Origin of the sequence: Simplicispira suum (assembly GCF_003008595.1) — a bacterium.
Taxonomy (GTDB): domain Bacteria; phylum Pseudomonadota; class Gammaproteobacteria; order Burkholderiales; family Burkholderiaceae_C; genus Simplicispira; species Simplicispira suum.
Genome location: NZ_CP027669.1, coordinates 1,367,965 through 1,387,048, shown reverse-complemented (window position 1 = coordinate 1,387,048; position 19,084 = coordinate 1,367,965). Strand labels below are relative to the sequence as shown.

16 protein-coding genes and 1 riboswitch are annotated in these 19,084 nt (G+C 65.3%); of the genes, 11 read left to right on the top strand and 5 right to left on the bottom strand.

Features of this window, described 5'->3' with window-relative positions:
• Positions 1-4: 4 nt before the first annotated feature.
• From hutU to C6571_RS06525, 8 genes are all read left to right on the top strand, one after another.
• Positions 5-1,726 (top strand): urocanate hydratase, encoded by a 1,722-nt coding sequence (gene hutU / locus C6571_RS06560; protein ID WP_106445976.1) that lies wholly within the window; start codon positions 5-7, stop codon positions 1,724-1,726.
• Positions 1,727-1,831: 105 nt separating this feature from the next.
• Positions 1,832-2,941: a DUF2817 domain-containing protein gene (locus tag C6571_RS06555; RefSeq protein ID WP_106445975.1), complete on the top strand. Its 1,110-nt coding sequence runs from the start codon at positions 1,832-1,834 to the stop codon at positions 2,939-2,941.
• Positions 2,942-2,960: 19 nt separating this feature from the next.
• Positions 2,961-3,806 (top strand): phytanoyl-CoA dioxygenase family protein, encoded by an 846-nt coding sequence (locus C6571_RS06550; RefSeq protein ID WP_106448085.1) that lies wholly within the window; start codon positions 2,961-2,963, stop codon positions 3,804-3,806.
• Positions 3,807-3,811: 5 nt separating this feature from the next.
• Positions 3,812-4,411, top strand: a complete 600-nt coding sequence (locus C6571_RS06545; protein ID WP_106445974.1) for a HutD/Ves family protein — start codon at positions 3,812-3,814, stop codon at positions 4,409-4,411.
• Between the two features lie 99 nt (positions 4,412-4,510).
• Positions 4,511-5,788 carry an imidazolonepropionase gene (hutI, locus tag C6571_RS06540; RefSeq protein ID WP_420852912.1) on the top strand — a complete coding sequence of 426 codons (1,278 nt, stop codon included), beginning with the start codon at positions 4,511-4,513 and terminating at the stop codon, positions 5,786-5,788.
• Positions 5,778-7,178 (top strand): formimidoylglutamate deiminase, encoded by a 1,401-nt coding sequence (locus C6571_RS06535; protein ID WP_106448083.1) that lies wholly within the window; start codon positions 5,778-5,780, stop codon positions 7,176-7,178. Before hutI ends, C6571_RS06535 begins: the two co-directional genes overlap by 11 nt.
• Positions 7,179-7,196: 18 nt before the next feature.
• Positions 7,197-8,024: an N-formylglutamate deformylase gene (hutG, locus tag C6571_RS06530; protein ID WP_106445973.1), complete on the top strand. Its 828-nt coding sequence runs from the start codon at positions 7,197-7,199 to the stop codon at positions 8,022-8,024.
• 44 nt (positions 8,025-8,068) lie between these two features.
• Complete coding sequence (locus tag C6571_RS06525) at positions 8,069-9,142, top strand: homocysteine S-methyltransferase family protein (protein ID WP_245901435.1); 1,074 nt, start codon at positions 8,069-8,071, stop codon at positions 9,140-9,142.
• Between the two features lie 16 nt (positions 9,143-9,158).
• On the opposite strand, the gene C6571_RS06520 is transcribed toward C6571_RS06525, so the two are convergent.
• On the bottom strand, positions 9,159-10,097 hold the full coding sequence (locus C6571_RS06520; protein WP_106445972.1) for a pirin family protein: 939 nt from the start codon (positions 10,095-10,097) through the stop codon (positions 9,159-9,161).
• Positions 10,098-10,274: 177 nt separating this feature from the next.
• On the bottom strand, positions 10,275-11,582 hold the full coding sequence (locus tag C6571_RS06515) for a Glu/Leu/Phe/Val family dehydrogenase (RefSeq protein ID WP_106445971.1): 1,308 nt from the start codon (positions 11,580-11,582) through the stop codon (positions 10,275-10,277).
• 143 nt (positions 11,583-11,725) lie between these two features.
• On the opposite strand from C6571_RS06515, the gene C6571_RS06510 reads away from it, so the two are divergent.
• The 3 genes from C6571_RS06510 to C6571_RS06500 all read left to right on the top strand — a co-directional run bounded on the left by C6571_RS06510 (position 11,726) and on the right by C6571_RS06500 (position 16,153).
• Complete coding sequence (locus tag C6571_RS06510; protein ID WP_106448082.1) at positions 11,726-12,172, top strand: PACE efflux transporter; 447 nt, start codon at positions 11,726-11,728, stop codon at positions 12,170-12,172.
• A gap of 41 nt (positions 12,173-12,213) precedes the next feature.
• Positions 12,214-12,293, top strand: a riboswitch (S-adenosyl-L-homocysteine riboswitch).
• Positions 12,294-12,333: 40 nt separating this feature from the next.
• Positions 12,334-15,108, top strand: a complete 2,775-nt coding sequence (gene metH / locus C6571_RS06505; RefSeq protein ID WP_106448081.1) for a methionine synthase — start codon at positions 12,334-12,336, stop codon at positions 15,106-15,108.
• Between the two features lie 112 nt (positions 15,109-15,220).
• Complete coding sequence (locus C6571_RS06500) at positions 15,221-16,153, top strand: YihY/virulence factor BrkB family protein (protein WP_106445970.1); 933 nt, start codon at positions 15,221-15,223, stop codon at positions 16,151-16,153.
• Between the two features lie 241 nt (positions 16,154-16,394).
• Here the strand turns inward: C6571_RS06500 and C6571_RS06495 are convergent, their stop codons facing one another.
• The 3 genes from C6571_RS06495 to C6571_RS06485 all read right to left on the bottom strand — a co-directional run bounded on the left by C6571_RS06495 (position 16,395) and on the right by C6571_RS06485 (position 19,059).
• Entirely contained in the window at positions 16,395-17,078 is a 684-nt protein-coding gene (locus tag C6571_RS06495) for a type IV pili methyl-accepting chemotaxis transducer N-terminal domain-containing protein (RefSeq protein ID WP_245901433.1), read from the bottom strand.
• 361 nt (positions 17,079-17,439) lie between these two features.
• Positions 17,440-18,213: a ferredoxin--NADP reductase gene (locus tag C6571_RS06490; protein WP_106445968.1), complete on the bottom strand. Its 774-nt coding sequence runs from the start codon at positions 18,211-18,213 to the stop codon at positions 17,440-17,442.
• A gap of 285 nt (positions 18,214-18,498) precedes the next feature.
• Positions 18,499-19,059, bottom strand: coding sequence for a BON domain-containing protein (locus tag C6571_RS06485; RefSeq protein ID WP_106445967.1), 561 nt, complete (start codon positions 19,057-19,059; stop codon positions 18,499-18,501).
• Positions 19,060-19,084 lie beyond the last annotated feature (25 nt).

Below are 19,084 nucleotides of genomic sequence, written 5' to 3'. Positions count from 1 at the left end.
CCCCATGAACGCCAACGACGCCATCCTTACCGCAACGTCCACCGATCCCCGTTTTGATGCCAGCCGTGTGATCCGCGCGCCGCGCGGCAGCCAGCTCACCTGCAAAAACTGGCTGACCGAAGCGGCCTACCGCATGATCCAGAACAACCTAGACGCCGAAGTGGCGGAAGACCCGAAAAACCTGGTCGTCTACGGCGGCATTGGCCGCGCCGCGCGCAACTGGGAATGCTTCGACCAGATCCTGGCCTCGCTCAAAGACCTCAGCAGCGATGAAACCCTGCTGGTGCAGTCGGGCAAGCCGGTCGGCGTGTTCAAGACGCACGAGAACGCGCCGCGCGTGCTGATCGCCAACTCCAACCTGGTCCCCCAATGGGCGAACTGGGAGCACTTCAACGAACTCGACCGCAAGGGCCTGTTCATGTACGGCCAGATGACGGCGGGCAGCTGGATCTACATCGGCAGCCAGGGCATCGTGCAAGGTACGTTTGAAACATTCGTCGAAGCCGGCCGCCAACATTACGACAACCACCTGGCGGGTCGATGGATTTTGACCGCCGGCCTGGGCGGCATGGGCGGCGCGCAGCCGCTGGCCGCCACGCTGGCGGGCGCCTGCTCGCTCAACGTTGAATGCCAGCAAAGCAGCATCGACTTTCGCCTGCGCACCCGCTATGTCGACAAGCAGGCCCACGACATCGACCACGCGCTGGAACTCATCGCGCAACACACGGCGGCCAAAGAGGCTGTCTCCATCGCCCTGCTCGGCAATGCGGCCGACATCATTCCCGAACTCGTGCGCCGCGCCCAGGCGGGCGGCATGCGCCCCGACCTGGTGACCGACCAGACCTCGGCGCACGACCTCATCAATGGCTACCTGCCCAGCGGTTGGAGCGTGGAAAAGTGGAAAGCCGCGCAAAAGGACCCCGCGCAGCACGCCGCGCTGACCAAAGCGGCCTCCCAATCCTGTGCCGTGCATGTGCAGGCCATGCTGGACTTCCAGTCCATGGGCATCCCGACGGTGGACTACGGCAACAACATCCGCCAGGTGGCGTTCGACCAGGGCGTGAAAAACGCCTTCGATTTCCCCGGCTTCGTGCCCGCCTACATCCGGCCGCTGTTCTGCGAAGGCAAGGGGCCGTTCCGCTGGGTGGCACTCTCGGGCGACCCGGAAGACATCTACAAGACCGACGCCAAGCTCAAGGAGCTGTTCCCCAACGACAAGCCACTGCACCGCTGGCTCGACATGGCGCGCGAACGCATCGCCTTCCAGGGCCTGCCCGCGCGCATCTGCTGGCTGGGCCTGGGCGAGCGCGACAAGGCCGGCCTGGCCTTCAACGAGATGGTGAAAAGTGGCGAGCTCAAAGCCCCCATCGTGATTGGCCGCGACCACCTCGACACCGGCTCGGTCGCCAGCCCCAACCGTGAAACCGAAGCCATGAAGGACGGCACCGATGCGGTCAGCGACTGGCCGCTGCTCAACGCGTTGCTCAACACCGCTGGCGGCGCCACCTGGGTCAGTCTGCACCACGGTGGCGGCGTGGGCATGGGTTACTCGCAGCATGCGGGCATGGTCATCGTGGCCGATGGCACAGACGCCGCCGCCGAGCGCCTGGCGCGCGTGCTGGTCAACGACTGCGGCAGCGGCGTGATGCGCCATGCGGACGCGGGGTATGAGTTGGCGGTGGAAACGGCCAAGAAACAAGGTCTGAAGTTGCCCATGGTGAAGTGATGCACAGGCGCCGGGGTACAAGGGGAGGCAGCGCAACGGCTGCACGCACCCTGGAGCCCCTGGATGGCGCATTTTTTCCGGAAACCAACAGTACAAGGCCACCTCATGAACGCTCCTGCAGCATCAAAGGCAAAAAGCTACGTGGAGCTGCGCGCGCAGTTTCTTGCCGCTGCCAGCAGGCAGCAGGCCACCCTCCACCACTACCCGCATCCACTCAAGGGTCTGCAGGGCGAAGACCTGTTTACCGACGTGGCTGTGCTGGCACAACCGGGCACCCGGAAATGGCTGGTCTCGGTGTCCGGAACGCATGGCGTCGAGGGTTTTTATGGATCGATGTGCCAGACCGAATACCTCGATCACCTGGCGACGCGCGAGCGCGACCCGAAGGTCGGCATCCTGATGGTGCACCTCATCAACCCCTGGGGAACCTCGTGGCAGCGCCGCGTCAACGAGGACAACATCGACCTGAACCGCAACTACCTGGACTTCGCGCGGCCGCTACCCGATAACGAAGCCTATGAAGCCCTGCACCCGCTGTTTACCAAAGAGTGCGGCACGGGCGCCAAGCGCGCCGAATCCGATGCCGCCTGGGAAGCCCAGGTGCAGGCGCAGGGCGCAACCGCGCTCCGGTCCGGACTGGCGGCAGGGCAGTACAAGCACCCCGATGGCCTGCATTTCGGCGGCTTTGAGCCGGCCTGGTCCCACCTCACGCTGCGCAGCATCATGGAAAAGTTCTGCGGCGATTGCAGCGATGCGATCAGCTTCGACCTGCACACCGGCGCTGGCGCCTACGGGCACCCGATGCTGATGGCGATTGCCGAACGCGAGTACCCTGGGCTGGCCGACGCCGAACGCATCTACGGCGCATGGATCTACAAAATCCTGACCCGGCCCGACCAGACCACCGACACCGGAATCTCCGCCGCCGCCACCGGCTACACCTCGCAAGCCATGGTGGACCTGATGGCGGGCAAGCGCTTCACCCAACTGGTGATCGAGTGCGGCACGTACGACGGCGTTCAGGTTGGCCACCTCGCCGTGCTGGACGACCATTTCCTGCACCTGCGCGGCGAGTTGAGCGGCCAGGAGTTCCAGCGCGTCAAGGCCGCGATCGTGGAATTCTTCTACCCGTCGGACGATGACTGGCGCGAGCTGGTCTGGCTGCGAACCCGCCAGATTTTTGACCGCGCGTTGGCCGACCTGGCGGCGCGCTGAGACGCAGGAAAGGCATCACATGACAACAGTTCCCACCCCTGAAGCTCTGCAGCGCCGCGTGCAGCAGAGCTTGAGCGACGAACAGGTCGCGCAATTCCAGCGCGACGGCGCGATCTGCATCCGCCAGTTGCTGTCGGCCGAGGAAGTCGCGCTGCTGCAGTCTGGCATCGACGCCAACCTGGCAGCGCCCAGCCCGCGCGCCAAGGTGGCCAGTCGCCCGGACGACCCCGGCCGCTTCTTCGAAGACTTCTGCAACTGGCAGGCCATCCCGCAGTTCGAGCGTTTGATTCGCGAAACACCGCTGGCCCCCGCCGCGCAGCGCCTGATGCAGTCCCCCACGGTGCGTCTGTACCACGACCATGTGCTGGTCAAGGAACCCGGTACCCGCCAGCGCACGCCCTGGCACCAGGACCAGCCTTACTACAACATTGAGGGAACCCAGAACATCAGCATGTGGATTCCGGTGGACCCGGTGCCGCGCCCGGCCACGCTGGAGTTTGTGGCCGGTTCGCACCTCGGGCCGTGGCTCATGCCGCGCACCTTCATGGACAACCAGGCCCAATGGTTCCCCGAAGGCAGCCTGCAGGACCTGCCCGACATCGAAGCCGACCGCAGCGCGCACCGCATCCTGGGCTGGGACATCACGCCCGGCGATGTGGTGTGTTTTCACATGCTCACACTGCATGGGGCGGGTGGGTTCGAGGGGCCGGGACGCCGCCGCGTGTTCTCGGTGCGCTTCCTGGGCGACGACACGCGCCACGCGCCGCGCCGCTGGACCACCTCGCCCGATTTTCCCGGCCTGGCCGATACCCTGCCCGCAGGCGCGCCCATGGACCACCCTTTGTTTCCGCTGCTGGTGGCGTGACCCGCATGGCGCAGCAGCATTTCGACCTGGGCCAGGTGCCCGCCACCCCCTGGAAGAACGGCGGCGGCGCCACGCGCGAGCTCGCCTGCTGGCCGCCGGGCGCGGACATGGAGCATTTCGACTGGCGCGTGAGCGTGGCGACGATTGCGCAGAGCGGCCCGTTTTCGCGCTTTGCCGGGGTGGACCGGGTCATCACCCTGCTCACGGGCGATGGCGTGCATCTGCGCCAGCCAGAAACCGGTATCGACCACCGCCTGGAGCAAGCGCTGCAACCCTTTGCCTTTGCAGGCGATGGCGGCATGGACTGCGAGCTGCTGGGCGGCACGTCGCAGGATTTCAACCTGATGACGCGCCGGGGCCACTGGCGCGGCGCGGTGCGCGTGCTGCGCAGCCCTGCGCTGCTGCCCGCACGGCCCGCCGGGCTGCTGTGGGCAGTGCAGGGCCGCTGGGCCCTGGCGCCCTTGGCTGCAGCGGGCGGGCAGGCCGTGGTGCTGGCGCCGGATGTCGGGTGCTGGTGGGCCGACGAGGACTGCGGCTGGAACGTGGCGCCCGAGGCGAATGCTGGGGACAGCGTGCTCCAGCATGTGTTGCTGGAGCCTGCGTGAAGTGCTTTCCAACACAATAAAATTTTAGTAAAAATGGCCTCTAGCGCTTACCCATAAAGCGCTAGCAGCTATCAAAATCATAGTTTTTTCGGGGTGCGCATGATGTCTTCAACTGTTTCCGCTACAGGCGTGTGGCGCAACCTGCGCCTGGTGCCGGAACTTGCCGTGCCCGATGTGGCGCCGGCGGCAGCCGAATGCGCCGCCGTGGTGGTCGAAGGCGGCATGCTGCGCTGGGTGGGCCCCGAACGCGCCGTGCCCGCCGCGTACGCCGCGCTGGCGCAGTTCGATGGCGGCGGTGCGCTGGCCACGCCGGGCCTGGTCGATTGCCATACCCATCTGGTCTATGGCGGCCAGCGGGCGAACGAATTTGCCATGCGCCTGGCCGGTGCCAGCTACGAAGAGGTGGCCAAGGCTGGGGGCGGCATCGTCTCCAGCGTGAACGCCACGCGCGCCGCGAGTGAAGACGAACTGTTTGAACTCGCCACACCTCGGCTGCAGGCGTTGCTCGATGAAGGCGTGTGCGCCATCGAAATCAAGTCTGGCTACGGCCTGGCGCTCGCGCACGAGCGCAAGCAGTTGCGCGTGGCGCGCCGCCTGGGCGAGGCGCTGGGCGTCACGGTGCGCCCCACCTTTCTGGGCGCGCATGCGCTGCCGCCCGAATACGCGGGCCGCAGCCAAGCGTATATCGACGTGGTGTGCAACGAGATGCTGCCCGCGCTGGCTGCCGAGGGCCTGGTCGATGCGGTCGATGTGTTCTGCGAGCGCATCGCCTTCACGCTGGCCGAGACGGAGCAGGTCTTTCGCGCCGCACAGCAACTGGGCATCCCGGTCAAGCTCCACGCCGAGCAGCTGTCGGACATGGGCGGTTCGGCGCTGGCGGCCCGTTATGGCGCGCTGTCGTGCGACCACATCGAGCATCTGTCGCAAGCCGGTATCGCCGCCATGCGCGCCGCAGGCACCGTGGCCGTGCTGCTGCCCGGCGCCTACTACACGCTGCGCGATACGCAGGTGCCGCCCATTGCCGCTCTGCGCGCAGCGGGCGTGCCCATGGCCGTGTCCACCGACCACAACCCCGGCACCTCGCCCGCGCTCAGCCTGCTGCTCATGGCCAACATGGCCTGCACGCTGTTTCGCCTGACGGTGCCCGAGGCGCTCGCCGGCATCACCACAAACGCGGCGCGCGCACTCGGCCTGCAGGACACGCACGGCCTCCTCGCCGCAGGCCGCCCGGCCCACTTCGTCCTGTGGCCGTTTGCCGAGCCGGCAGAACTGGCGTATTGGTTGGGGCAAAAACCGGCCTGCACCATCGTGCGCCAGGGGCGCTTGGTGCAGGGCGGTGCGCAAATGTCTGCGCCAGGAGCCAGCCATGGCGTCTGAGGAACCCGCTGGACAACTCTTCGCTGCCGACGCCTTGCTTCCCACCGGCTGGGCGCGCAACGTGCTGCTGCAGTGGGACCCCAGTGGGCGCTTCACCCATATCGAAGAAGGCGCTGCGCCGCCTGCCGGCGTCCTGGCAGCGCCCGGCCCGCTGCTCCCCGGCATGCCCAACCTGCATTCGCACGCCTTCCAGCGCGCCTTTGCCGGCCTCACCGAGTACCGCGCCAGGAGCCAGGACAGCTTCTGGAGCTGGCGCAACCTCATGTACCGCTTTGCGGCCCACATCACACCCGAGAGTCTGGAGGCGATTGCCACCTGGCTCTACGTGGAAATGCTGGAGGCTGGCTACACCTCGGTGTGCGAGTTTCACTATTTGCACCACGCCCCGGACGGCCAGCCCTATGCCGACGATGCCGCGCTCGCCCACGCCCTACTGCGCGCCGCGCGCACGGCGGGCATCGGCATGACGCTGCTGCCCGTGCTCTACCAGACCAGCGGTTTTGGTGGACAAGCGCCGCGCAGCGCCCAAGCCCGATTCATCCGCAGCACCGACAACATGCTCTCGTTATTGGAGCGCCTGACGCCCGCTGCACAAGCGCAAGGGGCTGTTTTGGGCCTGGCTCCGCATTCACTGCGCGCCGTGCCGCCGGACAGCCTGCGCGAAGCCGTTGCTGGCATCACCGCTTTGAACCCGCAGGCGCCCATCCACATCCACATTGCCGAGCAAACGCAAGAAGTGCAGGACTGCATCGCCTGGAGCGGACAGCGCCCGGTGCAATGGCTGCTGGACCACGTTCCCGTAGACGCGCGCTGGTGCCTGGTGCATGCCACGCACATGAAGCCGTTTGAATACGCCGCAGCTGCCCGCACCGGCGCCGTCGCGGGGTTGTGTCCCAGCACCGAAGCCAATCTGGGGGACGGCCTTTTCGACATGCAGCAGTGGCTGGCGCACGCAGGCGCCTGGGGCGTGGGCTCGGACAGCCACGCCTGCGTCAACGTGGCCGAGGAGCTGATGCTGCTTGAATACGGCCAGCGCCTGGCACTGCGCCAGCGCAACGTATTGGCCAGCAGTGCCCACGCCCAGGTCGCCACGGCCATGACGCAGCAGGCGGTGCACGGCGGCGCCCAGGCCGCGGGCCGCAACGTGGCGGGACTGGCCGTCGGCCAGCAAGCCGATATGCTGGCGCTGGATGCGCAGCATGTGGCGCTGGCGGGCCTGGACGCTGAGCGCATGCTTGCCGCCCATGTCTTTGCCAGCCAGCGCAGCAGCGCGCTGCACAGCCTGTGGGTGGCGGGCACGCCCCGCGTGGTGGCTGGCCGCCACGCCTTGCACGACGAGGCCGCACGCGGTTTCGTCGCTGCGCGAGGGGCCGCCATCGCAGCCGATTGACCGAACCTGGAGCCCGCCATGAATCCGATCACCCACCCGAGCGCGCCACCGCCCTTCGTGTTCCACCAGGGCACTGCGCCGCTCCTGATTTCCATTCCGCATGGCGGCGTCTTCCTGCCCCCGCTGCTCGCCGAACGCCTGCACCCCGAGGCGCGCGAGGTGCCCGACACCGACTGGCACCTGGAGCGCCTGTACGCTTTTGCCAAGGACATGGGCGCGTCCATCCTCGCCGCCACGCATTCGCGCTACGTCATCGACCTGAACCGCCCGCCCGACGGCGCCAGCCTCTACCCTGGCCAGAACGTGACCGGCTTGTGTCCCATCGACAACTTTGACGAAACCCCGCTCTATCCGCGCGGCGACGTGCCCGACGCCGCCGAGATTGCCGCGCGCCGCGACGCCATCTGGGCGCCCTACCACGCACAACTGCGAGCCGAACTCGACCGCATCCGAGCGCTCCATGGCGTGGCCGTGCTGTGGGACGCGCATTCCATCCGCTCCGTGCTGCCGCGCTTCTTCGAAGGCAAGCTGCCCGACTTCAACCTGGGCACCGCCGACGGCGCCAGTTGCGCGCCAGAGCTGGCGCAGGAGCTGCTGCGCATCGCACAGGCCGCGCTCGGCTACACGGCGGTGCTCAACGGCCGCTTCAAAGGCGGCCACATCACCCGCCATTACGGCGAGCCGGCACGTGGCATCCACGCCGTGCAATTGGAGATGACGCAGTGCTGCTACATGCAGGAGGCGCTGCCATTTGCCTACCTGCCCGAGCGCGCGGAGCAGGTGCAGCCGCATGTGCGGCACATGCTGGAGGCGGCGCTGGGGTTTGCACGCTGCAGTGCGGCATGACCCTGCAGAACCGGGGCACGCAGCGTATTTCCTACAATTTGCCCATGCAAGCACTCCCCTACACCCGCGCCCAGCAACTCCCCGCCCTTCTTCAGAAGCGCATCGCCATCCTCGACGGAGCCATGGGCACCATGATCCAGCGCTTCAAGCTGGGCGAGGCGCAGTACCGGGGCGAGGGCTACAGCGGGCCGGGCAGCGTGGGCGAGCGCTTCAAGGATTTCCCGCGCGACGTCAAGGGCAACAACGAGCTGCTCAGCATCACCCGGCCCGACGTGATCCGCGATATCCACGAGCGCTATCTGGCCGCTGGCGCCGACCTCATCGAGACCAACACCTTTGGCGCGACAACGATTGCGCAAGAAGATTACAAGATGGCCGACCTGGCGCGCGAGATGAACCTCGCCTCGGCGCAGCTCGCCCGCGCCGCCTGCGACAAATTTTCAACGCCGGATCACCCGCGCTATGTCGCCGGCGCCCTTGGCCCGACGCCCAAGACCGCGAGCATCAGCCCCGACGTGAACGACCCTGGTGCGCGCAACATCACTTTCGAGCAATTGCGCGCGGCCTACTTCGAGCAGACCGAGGCGCTGATCGAAGGCGGGGCTGACGTGATTCTGGTCGAGACGATTTTCGACACGCTCAACGCCAAGGCGGCGCTGTTTGCCATTGATGAAGTGTTCGAAAAAACCGGCGAGCGCCTGCCCATCATCATCAGCGGCACCGTCACCGATGCCTCGGGCCGCATCCTCTCGGGCCAGACCGTGACGGCCTTCTGGCACAGCGTGCGCCACGCGCAGCCGCTGGCCGTGGGCCTGAACTGCGCGCTCGGCGCGGCGCTGATGCGCCCCTACATCCAGGAGCTGGCCAAGGCGGCGCCCGACACCTTCATCAGTTGCTACCCGAATGCGGGCCTGCCCAACCCCATGAGCGATACCGGCTTTGACGAGACGCCCGAGGTCACCAGCCGCCTGGTGCACGAGTTCGCGGCCGAGGGGCTGGTGAACATCGTGGGCGGCTGCTGCGGCACCACGCCGGACCATATCGCCGCGATTGCTGCGGGTGTCGCCAAAGAAGCGCCGCGCTTGCGGCCGTTCTACCGCGAAGCGCAGCCGGCCTGAAACAGCAGACGGGCGCTCAAGACGCGTTGGCCGGTGGCACCGTGCCCGCGCCGGGCTCGGCCAGGGGCGCTGCCGGAGTGCCTGGCAGCGGAATCCACTCCTTGTTGTCGTCCGGCGGCAGGGTGAAGCGCCCGGCAGCCCAGTCGGCCTTGGCCTGCTCGATGCGTTCGCGGCTGGTTGAGACGAAATTCCAGAACAGATGGCGGTGGCCCAGCGGCTCGCCGCCCAGCAGCATGACCGTGGTGGCCTCTGGCGCGCTGAGGGCACCCGTGGCGTCGGACGCAAACACCACCATCTGGCCGGCGCTGTAGCGTGTGCCTTGGTATTCCAGCGCGCCGCGCACCACATAGGCAGCGCGCTCGCTGTAGCCTGTAGGCAGCGCCAGTTCTGCGCCCGCTTGCAGTTCGGCGTGCACATAGAACAGTGGCGAGGCCGTCTGCACCGGGCTGGTGAGGCCATACACGGTGCCTGCGACGACCCGCAGCCACGCGCCGCCCGCATCGCGCACCGGCAGCGCATCGGCGTCGGTGTGGGCAAATGCGGGCTCGCATTCTTCCAGTTCCTCGGGCAGCGCCACCCACAGCTGCAACAGCTCCAGGCCGCCGCCGGCAAAGGATGCCGGGTGCTCAAAGCGTTCTGAATGCGCAATGCCGCGCCCGGCGGTCATCCAGTTCACGGCACCCGGCCGGATGCGCGCGTGTGTACCCAGGCTGTCGCGGTGGATGATTTCGCCGCTGAGCAAATAGCTCACTGTCGCCAGGCCAATATGCGGATGCGGCCGCACATCCGCCGCGCTTGTGTCTTCAGCGGCGAGCGTGACCGGGCCGGCATGGTCGAAGAAAACAAAGGGGCCGACGCTGCGCTGCGCGGCTGCAGGCAGCAGGCGGCGCACGGTCAGGCCATGGCCCAGGTCAGCGAGGCGGGGGGTGATGAGGGTGGGGGAAGTGCTTGGCATAGCCACCGTTGTAGCGCAGAACGCGCATCCATGCCCCGAACATTGCGTTCCATGGTCGGCGCTTATTTCACCGACACCCAAAAAATAAGCGCCTGCAGCTATCTCTTTAATAGCTTCAGGCGCTTATGCTTATTGCCCTAGTGGGCAAAAAGATTCAAATTCCCGCGTTGTCCCGCTTCATGGATACAGGCCGCGCATCTCGCGGGCGTGGAGCATGCGCGTGCAGGCGATGATGAAGGTGGCGGTGCGCAGGCTGACCTTGTGCTCCTGCGCCGTTTGCCAGACGCCGGCAAAGGCCTCTTTCATGATGCGCACCAGGCGGGCGTTGATCTCGTCTTCGGTCCAGAAGAAGCTGGAGAAGTCCTGCACCCACTCGAAGTAGCTCACCGTGACGCCGCCGGCGTTGGCAATCACGTCGGGCAGCACCAGCACGCCGCTGTCGTGCAGGATGTCGTCGGCCTCGGGGGTGGTGGGGCCGTTGGCGCCTTCAATCACCAGCTTGGCGTGGATCTTGGGCGCGTTCTCGGCCGTGATCTGGCTTTCCAGCGCGGCCGGAATCAAGATCTCGCAGGGCACGCCCCAGAAGTCTTCGTCTGCCAGCTTTTCCGCGCCGGGGAATCCGGCCACGCCGCCCGTGCTGGCCACGTGCGCAAGCAGTGCGACGGCGTCCAGGCCGCCCTCATGCACGATGGTGCCGGTGTGGTCCTGCACCGCAACCAGGCGTGCACCCACTTCGCAAAACAGCTTGGCAGCAGTGCCGCCCACATTGCCAAAGCCCTGCACTGCCACGCGGGCGCCTTCGATCTTCAGGCCCGTGTGGTGCGCCGCTTCCAGGCCCACGGTAAACACGCCGCGGCCCGTGGCTTCGCGCCGGCCCAGCGACCCGCCCAGGTCCACGGGCTTGCCGGTGACAACGCCTGTGGCGGCCTCGCCGGTGTTCATGGAGTAGGTGTCCATCATCCAGGCCATGATCTGCTCGTTGGTATTCACGTCCGGCGCCGGGATGTCCTTGCTCGGGCCAATGATCAGACCGATTTCGCTGGTGTAGCGGCGCGTCATGCGTTCAAGTTCAGCACGCGAGAGCGTCTTGGGGTCCACCCGAATACCGCCCTTGGCGCCGCCATAGGGCACATTCACGGCGGCCGTTTTGACCGACATCCAGGCCGACAGTGCCATCACCTCCGACAGCGTCACGTCCTGGTGAAAACGCACGCCGCCCTTGCCGGGGCCGCGCGAGAGGTTGTGCTGCACCCGGTAGCCTTCGAAGTGATCGATGGTGCCGTTGTCGAGTTCGATCGGCACGTCCACGATCAGGATGCGTTTGGGGCGCTTGAGCGTTTCGACCCAGCGCGAGAGATTGCCCAGGTAGGGCGTGACCCGGTCCACCTGCTTGAGGTAGTTGCCCCAGGGCCCGAGATGATCGGCCTGCAGATAAGAGGGCAGGGGATGGCTGGGCGATGCGCCCGCGCCGGATGCTTGCTGCATGAAGGTTTCCTTGTGGGATCGTGTGAGCCGAGAAGCATATGCCTGCCCCATGCCATTGTCCAAGGCAGCGCCGTTACAAGTTTATGCGCGCCATGCATAGGATGCACTCCAGCGGCCAGAAGAAAGCCTGCAAGAATCGCCACATGTCTTTTAATGCCTTGATTCCCGGCCTTCACGGCCTGCGCCGCCGCGTTGTGTATGTCACAGTCTACGAAATCATTGCCATCGCTGTAGCCACCTGGGGCCTGGCAAGCGTCACGGGCCAGGGCGCCGTGCATTCCGCCGTCATATCGGCGGCATCGTCGGCCATTGCCGTCGCCTGGAACCTGGTGTTCAACACCTTGTTCGAGCGCTGGGAGGCGCGCCAGAGCGTGCGCGGGCGCAGCGTGGCGCGGCGCGTGGCGCATGCGGTTGGCTTCGAAGGGGGGCTGGTGCTGTTCCTGGTGCCGCTGTTTGCCTGGTGGTTCGACGTGAGCCTGTGGCAGGCGCTGTTGATGGATCTTGGGCTGTTGCTGTTTTTTCTGGTTTACACCTTCGTCTTCAATTGGTGTTTTGACCGGGTGTTTGGCCTGCCGGCGTCGGCTGCATAAGCTTGTTCCCCCTGGATATTTGCGCGGACCTAAAATCCCAAGCTTCCAAGGAGCGTTGCAGCGGCCCCCATCGGTCGTCAGGCTTGGAACTGGTTCACCCCCGCAACGACGCTCACCTGTTTTTGGTTTCCCGCGCCACGCGCGCAGCACAGGTGAGTTCCATGTCTGAAGTTTCCGTTCCGCCAATGCGCCTGTCGGGCCTTGAGCCCGTTTCCATTGGCGCGTCCTATTCAGTGGAGGACAGAGCTGAAGGTCTGTCCCCCAGAGCCACGTTTGTCAACATCGGCGAGCGCACCAACATCACCGGCTCGAAGGCGTTCGCGCGCCTCATTTTGAACGGCCAGTTCGAAGAAGCCTTGACCGTGGCGCGCCAGCAGGTGGAAAACGGCGCCCAGGTGATCGACATCAACATGGACGAGGCCATGCTCGACAGCAAGGCGGCCATGGTGCGCTTCCTGAACCTGATTGCGTCCGAGCCCGACATCTCGCGCCTGCCGATCATGGTCGACAGCTCCAAGTGGGAAGTGATCGAGGCCGGGCTGCGCTGCATTCAGGGCAAGCCCATCGTCAACTCCATTTCCATGAAGGAAGGCGTCGAGGCGTTCAAGCAACAAGCTAAATTGGTGCGGCGCTACGGCGCGGCTGCCGTGGTGATGGCGTTTGACGAGCAGGGCCAGGCCGACACCTACCAGCGCAAGATTGAAATTTGCGAGCGCGCCTACCGCGTGCTGGTGGATGAGGTGGGATTCCCGCCCGAAGACATCATCTTCGACCCGAACATTTTTGCCGTCGCCACCGGCATTGAAGAGCATTCCAACTACGCGGTCGAGTTCATTGAAGCCACGCGCTGGATCAAGGCCAACCTGCCGGGCGCCAAGGTCTCGGGCGGGGTGTCGAACGTGTCGTTCAGCTTCCGCGGCAACGACCCGGTGCGCGAGGCCATTCATACCGTTTTCCTGTACCACGCCATCCAAGCCGGCATGGACATGGGCATCGTCAACGCCGGCATGGTGGGCGTGTACGACGACCTCGAACCCATGCTGCGCGAGCGCGTGGAAGACGTCATCCTGAACCGCCGCCCGGACGCCGCCGAGCGCCTGCTGGAAATCGCCGAAACCGCCAAGAGCGGCGCCAAGGACGAGAGCAAAAAACTCGAATGGCGCGGCACGCCCGAAGCGCCCAAGACCGTGGGCGAGCGCCTCTCGCACGCGCTGGTGCATGGTTTTACCGACTTCATCGTGGAAGACACCGAAGAGGCGTATCAGGAAATTCTGGTCAAGGGCGGCCGCCCGCTGCACGTCATCGAAGGCCCGCTGATGGACGGCATGAGCATCGTCGGCGACCTGTTTGGCGCGGGCAAGATGTTCCTGCCCCAGGTGGTGAAATCGGCCCGCGTGATGAAGCTGGCCGTGGCGCACCTCATTCCCTACATCGAGGAAGAAAAACGGCAAGACGAACTGGCCGGGCGCGACGTGCGTACCAAGGGCAAGATCGTCATCGCCACCGTGAAGGGCGACGTGCACGACATTGGCAAGAACATCGTCACGGTGGTTCTGCAGTGCAACAACTTCGAGGTCATCAACATGGGCGTGATGGTGCCCTGCCACGAAATTCTGGCGCGCGCCAAGGCCGAGGGCGCCGACATCGTCGGCCTCTCGGGCCTGATCACGCCCAGCCTGGAAGAAATGCAGTATGTGGCCGCCGAGATGCACAAGGACGACCATTTCCGCGTGAAGAAAATCCCGCTGCTGATCGGCGGCGCCACCTGCTCGCGCGTGCACACCGCCGTGAAAATAGCGCCGCACTACGACGGCCCGGTGGTCTATGTGCCCGACGCGTCGCGCAGCGTGGGCGTGGCGCAAAGCCTGCTGGGCGAAGGCGCCGAAGCGTTTCTGCAGGAGGTCAGTGCCGACTACGACAAGGTCCGCACCCAGCACGCCAACAAGAAGCAGACGCCGATGTGGACGCTGGCGCAGGCGCGCGCCAACCGCACCACCGTGGACTGGACCACGTTCACCCCGACAACGCCCCGCGCGCTCGGGCGCCGCGTGTTCAAGAATTTTGACTTGAACGAGCTGGTGCCCTTTATGGACTGGGGTCCGTTCTTCCAGACCTGGGACCTGGCCGGCAAGTACCCCGCCATCCTCAAGGACGAAATCGTGGGCGAAGAAGCCACGCGCGTGTTCGCCGACGGCCAGGCCATGCTGAAGAAAATCATCGACGGGCGCTGGCTGCAGGCCAGCGGCGTGATGGCGTTGTACCCCGCCAACAGCGTGGGCGACGACATCGAGTTTTACACCGACGAGAGCCGCAGCGAAGTGCTCACCACCTGGTACGGCCTGCGTCAGCAGACCGAGAAGCTGGCGGTGGAAGGTGTCATGCGCCCCAGCCGGTGTCTCGCGGACTTCATCGCGCCCAAAGACAGCGGCATTGCGGACTACGCCGGCATGTTTGCCGTAACCGCTGGCCTGGGGGTGGAGAAGAAGGAGAAGGAGTTTCTAGCAAGCTTCGACGACTACTCCGCCATTCTGTTTAAAAGCCTGGCGGACCGCCTGGCCGAAGCCTTTGCCGAATGCCTGCACCAGCGCGTGCGCACCGACCTGTGGGGCTACGCCAAGGACGAGGCCTTATCGAACGATGCGCTGATTGCCGAAAAATACCAGGGCATACGCCCCGCCCCCGGCTACCCCGCCTGCCCGGACCACAGCGCCAAGCGCGAGCTGTTCCGCGTGCTCCACGCCGAGGAGATTGGCATGGAGTTGACCGACAGCATGGCCATGCACCCGGCGGCCAGCGTAAGCGGCTTCTATATCGGCCACCCCGACAGCACCTACTTCAGCGTGGGCCGCATTGGCGAAGACCAGGTGCAGGACATGGCGGCGCGGCGCGGGATGGACGAGGTAGCTTTGCGGCGTTTGCTAGGTCCAAATTTGTAAGAAAATAGGGCTCTAGCGCTTATGCATAAAGCGTCTTAAGCTATTGAAAACATAGCTAAATCATGGGACCCGTCTGACGGATCGGGCGCACCCCGTGCCCTACAGTGCTGGTATGAGCCAAGCCCCGACGCCACCCGTACCGCCCGCGCCGCCCGCAGCATCACCCGCTTCGCGCAGCGCCCCGCCCGCGCCCCGCACCTGGTGGCCGCTGCGTGCCATCGAGATGTGGCTGGGTGCGGACGGCCTGCGCATGAGCGCGGCCATGGCCTTCTACGGCATGCTGAGCCTGGCGCCTTTGCTGGTGCTGGTCGTGGCCGCGCTGGGCTGGTGGATCGACCGGTCGCTGGTGGAAACCAACCTGCTGGAACAGATTCGCTTGCTCACCGGCGAACGCACGGCCTCGGTGGTGCGCGAAGCCCTGGCAAGCGCGCGCGAACCAACACAGGGCTTGTGGGCTTCAGCGATCGCCCTGGTTCTGCTCCTCTGGGGCGCGACAGGCGTGTTTGCTGAGCTTCAAACGGCCTTCTGCAAGCTCTGGCAAGAGCCAGACGCACCGGTGAGCAGCCGGCCAGCATGGTGGGTCACGGCGTCGCTGCGGCTGCGCGGCCTGTCATACATCCTGGCGATGGGGTTCTTGCTGCTGATCTCGCTCCTGGTGTCGGCGGGCATGGCCATTGCCTCCAACTGGCTGGGCACGCACCTGCCCTGGCAGCCGCTGCTGGTCGCCATGAGCGAGATCGTGTCGTTCCTGTTTGCCACTGCGCTGTTCATCGGCCTGATGCGCATCAGCGTCAACCCCAAGCCGCGCATGCGCTACCTGGCGTGGGGTGGATTGATTGGAGCGGCGCTGTTCACCGTCGGGCGCCACGGGCTCTCGGCCTATTTGTCGGGCGCGGCAGTGGTGTCGGCGTACGGGGCGGCCGGCTCACTGGTGGCGCTGCTGATGTGGATTTACTTTTCCGCTGCCGTGCTGCTGCTGGGCGCCGCCTGCGCCCGCGCGATGCAGGAGTCGCGCGAGGCGCGGCACGCGCCGGACGCTGGCTGATCCGTTCATGCGCAATGCGCGATCATGAACAGGCTCCGAGGCCAACAGGCTTGGCATTCCGCGTCTTGATGGAGATGCGAAGCGATAGGCGAAATGCAGCATTTCAGCGTGGCTGGCGTGGGCTTCCCATGTGCGCTTTCCTGCCCGCTCTGCAGGGCCTCTTCCGGCCCCGTTCTCTTTAAGGTGGGGCGGCCGTGGTGCCGCCGTACACAGCGGCGTGCAGGCACCGGAAGTCATGCATCTACAGTGCAATGCCCTGTGCCTGTGCCAGCAGCAACGCCACCAGTTCATCGGTAGTGACAAGCACGACTTCGCTCAGCTCGGCCACCCGTTCGGCCTCGTTGCGCATCTGCGCAGGATTCTGGCTGGCGAAAAGGACCTGCTGATAGGGCTCCCAGACACGCCGCACCTGTGCTACGTGGGCCTTGACCCGTTCAGAGACAAAGGGAGAGTTCTCAATCGCGGGCAGTACGGCGGTGAAGTGTGCCCGGCTGAGGTACAACTCCATGTTGGAGGGAGCATCGTAGAGTCCCCACGTACGGTAAAAATAAAACTTTGCCATACGCTGCGTCAGCATGCGCTGGCGCCCGGCGATGCCGATCAGATGGTCGAGGGGCGCGGTGGACACGTTTTCATAGGCTACGGTGCTGCGGTGCGCCGCCTGCTGCAGGGCCTCGTTGGCGTCGTAGAGCATATTGGCGCCTTGCTCACTGGGGGGAGCCACCAGTTGCGCCTTGAAGTATCTCCACTGGGTTGCGAGATGGGCCATGGCGCTGCGCACTGCGGGGGTAGGCTGGAAGGCCTGCAATGTGCCCAGGTGCGACTCGAACTGCTTGATCGATGCATGCAAAATAAGGGCAGCCTGCGCAGTTGCAATGGATTGGCCGACCTGCAGGTAGGTCTTGGTGATGCGCTGGGATAGCATGCGCAAGCGGCCTGCCAAGTCCACAGCTGAGGCCGTGTCCAGCTGAGAACCCTTGGTGGCCGCTTGCGCAAGCAGCGACGCGGGCCATGCAGCAAGTGTCGATCCTCCCAGAAGCCATACGCAGAATTGGAATCGGTCCACGAATGATCTCCCGCAGAGTCATGGAAAGGGGCTGTGGGTTCTCCCTTTGATCTTGCTGTTCGGCAGAAAAGCACGTCTGCGCCACTTCCGGATCAAAGTCCCGAAAGAGTATAGGGGGGTGCTTGCGCGCCAGATATCCCGCCGGGGCATGGCTTTCCGGGAGCCCTGCCACCGAAGCAGGGAGACGCGGCTGTTGCGTACGCGGGGAGTGAACCAGCGGCTACTTTTCCACGAAGGCCCGCTCGACGACAAAGTCGCCCGGTCGCGTGGTATTGCCCTCTTCAAAATCCATCTTTTCCAGCAGCGCCTTGATCGAGGCCAGCATCTCGGGGCTGCCGCACAGCATGGCGCGGTCTTCCAGCGGGTTGAGCTGCGGCAGGCCCAGGTCGGCGGCGAGCTTGCCCGTTTCGATCAGCTCGGTAATGCGCCCCTGGTTGCGAAACGGCTCGCGCGTCACCGTCGGGTAATACTTGAGCTGCTTGCTCACCATCTCACCCAGAATTTCGTGCTCGGGAAGCTCTTGGGTGAGGTAGTCGTGGTATGCCAGTTCGGCCACTTCGCGCACACCGTGCACCAGGATGACCTGCTCGAAACGCTCGTAGGTTTCCGGGTCGCGAATGACGCTCAGGAATGGCGCGAGACCCGTGCCGGTGGAAAACAGGTACAGGCGCTTGGCGGGCAGCAGATAGTCGATCAGCAGCGTGCCTGTGGGCTTCTTGCCCACGATGATGCTGTCACCCACCTGGATGTGCTGCAGGCGCGAGGTCAGTGGACCGTCGGGCACCTTGATGCTGAGGAATTCGAGGTGCTCTTCGTAGTTGGCGCTGACGATGCTGTAGGCGCGCAGCAAGGGCTTGTCGTTGACCTTGAGCCCGATCATCGTGAAATGCCCGTTCGAGAACCGCAGGGCGGGATCGCGCGTAGTGGTAAAGCTGAATAGGCGGTCGGTCCAATGGTGAACCGACAGCACGCGTTCTTCGTGAAAAGCACTCATGGTGGGATAGCGAGGAGAGTAAGAAACGGTGGTCGCAGCCGGGCAGACCCGGCCTGTGGCCCGCAAACCGGGCTGAGATACCTCGGGCGAGCAATGCCTCCCATTGTCCTGCAAAGCTCATAACGGACGAGCCTGCGCTTGTATCTGAATTGATATAAGGCAAGCTTGATCGGGGCCTTGGGGCCGTGCGCGCCCGCATGGGCCCAACTTGCTCCGCCGCCTGCCGGGAACGACCCAACCCGGAAAGCGGCATCGTGCGATCCGTGTCCAAGGCCCGTGCAGGCCTCACGGCCGCTTCGACGCTGCCACCGGGTAACGGGCGGCTTGTGGGTCCGAGCCCACGGACAGGAGGTTGACGACGCCCATCACATCGTCCACCAGGGCGGCCGCGTGCTCCATCGCCTCGGATTGGGAAGCGCTTTGCACGCAGCCCATGAGGGTGACGATGCGGCGCTGGCCCAGCACCCACACGCTGGTGTCGTTGAAACGGCCGTCCTGGCGCAAGTACAGCTGCAAGCGCGGGACGATATCCGCGTCGTACAAATAGGAGTTGGGCAGCCGGCAGCGTCCCGCGCCGTAGCAGCTGCCGCCGTGCTGCGAGCGCACATGGGCGAGTTCACGCACTTCCTTTGCGGTGTAGAGCGGGCCTTCGGGCACCGGGCAGCCGGGGATGGCGTCGGTGACCTGAAGAAACGGATCGTTGAAGGCGTTGCTGCGGGGCTCCGAGCTGGCGCCGGGTTGCGCAGGCTGGCCTGCGATGGCGCCGGGCGCCGCAAGCAGCAGCGCCACCAAAGAGCTGACGCGGGCCGCGCCCAGAAAGAACCTCAAGCCAAGGGAAGAAAACATGGCGCTACCTTGTGCTGTCACATTG

What these genes read in the sequence shown, in the direction of transcription:
- hutU (WP_106445976.1), top strand. Translation starts at nt 5, where the DNA reads ATGAACGCCAACGACGCCATCCTTACCGCAACGTCCACCGATCCCCGT.
- C6571_RS06555 (WP_106445975.1), top strand. Translation starts at nt 1,832, where the DNA reads ATGAACGCTCCTGCAGCATCAAAGGCAAAAAGCTACGTGGAGCTGCGC.
- C6571_RS06550 (WP_106448085.1), top strand. Translation starts at nt 2,961, where the DNA reads ATGACAACAGTTCCCACCCCTGAAGCTCTGCAGCGCCGCGTGCAGCAG.
- C6571_RS06545 (WP_106445974.1), top strand. Translation starts at nt 3,812, where the DNA reads ATGGCGCAGCAGCATTTCGACCTGGGCCAGGTGCCCGCCACCCCCTGG.
- hutI (WP_420852912.1), top strand. Translation starts at nt 4,511, where the DNA reads ATGATGTCTTCAACTGTTTCCGCTACAGGCGTGTGGCGCAACCTGCGC.
- C6571_RS06535 (WP_106448083.1), top strand. Translation starts at nt 5,778, where the DNA reads ATGGCGTCTGAGGAACCCGCTGGACAACTCTTCGCTGCCGACGCCTTG.
- hutG (WP_106445973.1), top strand. Translation starts at nt 7,197, where the DNA reads ATGAATCCGATCACCCACCCGAGCGCGCCACCGCCCTTCGTGTTCCAC.
- C6571_RS06525 (WP_245901435.1), top strand. Translation starts at nt 8,069, where the DNA reads ATGCAAGCACTCCCCTACACCCGCGCCCAGCAACTCCCCGCCCTTCTT.
- C6571_RS06520 (WP_106445972.1), bottom strand. Translation starts at nt 10,097, where the DNA reads ATGCCAAGCACTTCCCCCACCCTCATCACCCCCCGCCTCGCTGACCTG.
- C6571_RS06515 (WP_106445971.1), bottom strand. Translation starts at nt 11,582, where the DNA reads ATGCAGCAAGCATCCGGCGCGGGCGCATCGCCCAGCCATCCCCTGCCC.
- C6571_RS06510 (WP_106448082.1), top strand. Translation starts at nt 11,726, where the DNA reads ATGTCTTTTAATGCCTTGATTCCCGGCCTTCACGGCCTGCGCCGCCGC.
- metH (WP_106448081.1), top strand. Translation starts at nt 12,334, where the DNA reads ATGTCTGAAGTTTCCGTTCCGCCAATGCGCCTGTCGGGCCTTGAGCCC.
- C6571_RS06500 (WP_106445970.1), top strand. Translation starts at nt 15,221, where the DNA reads ATGAGCCAAGCCCCGACGCCACCCGTACCGCCCGCGCCGCCCGCAGCA.
- C6571_RS06495 (WP_245901433.1), bottom strand. Translation starts at nt 17,078, where the DNA reads ATGCTATCCCAGCGCATCACCAAGACCTACCTGCAGGTCGGCCAATCC.
- C6571_RS06490 (WP_106445968.1), bottom strand. Translation starts at nt 18,213, where the DNA reads ATGAGTGCTTTTCACGAAGAACGCGTGCTGTCGGTTCACCATTGGACC.
- C6571_RS06485 (WP_106445967.1), bottom strand. Translation starts at nt 19,059, where the DNA reads ATGTTTTCTTCCCTTGGCTTGAGGTTCTTTCTGGGCGCGGCCCGCGTC.